Consider the following 2,725-nt stretch of genomic DNA (forward strand, 5'->3'; position numbering starts at 1 on the left):
ATGAGAGAGCGTATCGCTGCCGGCACGCACGCACCGCAAAGGGAAACGATGCAAGTGCGCCGGATTTCGATCGAATCATATCCGGGAGGTTAATAATCGGCGACTGATTTTCATTTTACATTACCATTTCGGCATGAGAGACCGAGACGATGCGGCTGAAAAATCCCCGTTTAAAGCTGGGCGGCCGCGCGAGGGAGGAGAACTATGAGACGCATGCTGCTGGCCGCGGTTGCGGCGATCGCACTCGGCGGAACCGCCTTGGCGGATACGATCAAGGTCGGTGTGATCGGCCCGTTTTCCGGCCCGTTCGCCATTCAAGGCAAGAATTTCAAGGCCGGCATCGATGCCTGGACGGCGTTGAACGGCGCCAAGGTCGGCAATGATGATGTCGAGATCGTCTATCGCGACCTTCCGGCGGCAAATCCCGCGCAGGCCAAATCACTTGCCCAGGATCTGGTCGTCAAGGAGCACGTCCAGTATCTCGCAGGCTTCTATTTCACACCCGATGCCATGGCCGTCACGCCACTTCTTGAGCAGGCCAACGTGCCGATGGTGATCATGAATGCGGCTACCTCGGCGATCGTGACCAAGAGTCCGCTCGTCGTGCGCACGTCCTTCACGCTCTGGCAGACGTCGGTGCCGATGGCGAAGGTGGCGGCCCAGCGCGGTATCAAGAAGGTCATTACCGCCGTCAGCGACTATGGGCCCGGCGTCGATGCCGAAACGGCTTTCGCGACCACCTTCAAGGCGGATGGCGGGCAAATCGTCGAGTCGATCCGCATGCCCCTGTCGACGACCGATTTCAGCCCGATCATGCAGCGGGTTAAGGATTCCGGCGCCGAGGCGGTCTTTGCCTTCCTGCCCTCCGGCCCGACCACGCTCGGCTTCCTGAAGTCGTATAACGAGAACGGCCTCAAGCAGGCCGGCATCCAGTTCCTGGCGCCTGGCGACCTGACGCAGGAATCCGATCTTCCGGCGCTGGGCGATACGGCTCTCGGCGTCACGACCACCTTCCACTACTCGATTGCGCACGACTCCGGCGAGAACAAGAAGTTCGTCGCGGCGGCGCGCACCGCGATCGGCAATCCGGCGGAGTTGTCCTTCCCGTCGGTCAGCGCCTATGACGGCATGAGGGTCATCTACAAGATGATCGAGGCGACGGGCGGCAAGCAGGACGCCAAGAAGGCCGTCGATGCCGTCAAGGGAATGGCCTGGGAAAGTCCGCGAGGACCGGTATCGATCGACCCCGAAAGCCGCCATATCACGCAGAACATCTATCTGCGGGAGGTCGCCAAGGCCGAGGACGGCACCTATTACAACAAGGAGATCCAGACCTTCCCCAACATGACGGACCCGGGTCTCGCCGCCGCCAAATAGCCTTGCGCAGGCAAGCCCTCAGCGTCCATGTTCTTGCCTGCAGGCGGCAGCCTGCGGGCGGCCTCCGGAGTGAACCATGCAAAGCGTGCTCAGCGTCGCGGTCGACGCCCTTGCCTACGGCATGGTGCTTTTCGTCATCTCGATCGGCCTGTCGCTGACCATGGGGCTGATGCGGGTGGTGAACCTGGCGCACGGAGCTTTCGCCATGGTGGGAGGCTATCTGGCCTCCTATGCCATGCGCGATCTCGGCCTCGGCTATGTCGTCGGGCTCGTGCTCGCGGTCGCAGGAACCGTGGTCATCGCGGCGCCGATCGAAAGGCTGCTCTACCGCCGCATCTACAATGCTCCGGAACTCATCCAGGTGCTGATGACGATCGGCATCACCTTCTGCGTCATCGGCATCGCCAACTACACCTTCGGACCGACGCTCAAGACCATCCCACTGCCGGGGCTGCTGAGCGGGCCGGTCGATCTCGGCTTCCGTTCGATTGCTGCCCACAAACTCTTTGCGATCCTGTGCGGCTTCGCCGTTGCCGCCGCCCTCTGGTACCTGGTCGAGCGGACCTCCTTTGGCGTGAAGCTGCGCGCTTCCGTGGATAACACGCCGATGGCCGCCGCGCTGGGTGTCCGGACGAAATCCGTCTATGCAGCGAGCTTCGCGGTCTCGGCCGGGCTTGCCGCCTTCGGCGGTGTCGTGGGGGCCGAATTGCTGCCGATCGAGCCATATTACGCGCTGCGCTACATGGTGACCTTCCTGGTCGTGGTCGCGGTGGGCGGCGCCGGCTCGATCGGCGGAGCCTTGCTTGCCTGCCTCGTGCTCGGTGCGGTCGACACCGCGGGGCGGTACCTGATGCCGGACTATGGCGAGTTCTTCTTCTACCTGGCCGTCATCCTCATCGTTTGCGCCTTTCCGCGCGGCCTTCTCGGAAGGGCCTAAGGCATGAACGCCGACCACCTCACAGGCGCCGCCAGGCCAGTCGCCCGACCACGGTTCTCCGCCTCCGCCGACTGGATCGGCCTTGCGGCCGTGCTCGCGGCGGCAGGGGCAGGCTATCTTTTGTTCCCCGACAATCTGGCATTGCTCACACGCATCATCGGCATGATCATGCTGGTGCTGTCGCTCGATCTCGTGACCGGTTTTTGCGGCGTGGCGACGCTTGGCCATGCAGCCCTATTCGGCGCGGGCGCCTATGCGGCCGGGATCGCCGCTGCGCATTTCGGCATTTCAGACCCGGTCGCCATGATCGCGGCGGGCAGTGCCGGCGAGCGCCCCGCCGGCCTCTTGTCCGGCTTCGTCATCCTGCGCGGCCATGGGCTCGGGCAGCTCGTGCTGTCGATCGCCATCGTC

General features: G+C 63.5%; 2 protein-coding genes and 1 pseudogene. All 3 read left to right on the forward strand.

Features of this window, described 5'->3' with window-relative positions:
• Positions 1-204 precede the first annotated feature (204 nt).
• Positions 205-1,377 (forward strand): ABC transporter substrate-binding protein, encoded by a 1,173-nt coding sequence (locus EOA29_RS31895; protein WP_126092949.1) that lies wholly within the window; start codon positions 205-207, stop codon positions 1,375-1,377.
• A 76-nt stretch (positions 1,378-1,453) separates the two neighbouring features.
• Complete coding sequence (locus EOA29_RS31900) at positions 1,454-2,314, forward strand: branched-chain amino acid ABC transporter permease (RefSeq protein ID WP_126092950.1); 861 nt, start codon at positions 1,454-1,456, stop codon at positions 2,312-2,314.
• A gap of 3 nt (positions 2,315-2,317) precedes the next feature.
• Positions 2,318-2,725, forward strand: a pseudogene (locus EOA29_RS31905) (branched-chain amino acid ABC transporter permease); the annotation flags it as partial.

The organism is Mesorhizobium sp. M1E.F.Ca.ET.063.01.1.1, assembly GCF_003998155.1.
Taxonomy (GTDB): domain Bacteria; phylum Pseudomonadota; class Alphaproteobacteria; order Rhizobiales; family Rhizobiaceae; genus Mesorhizobium.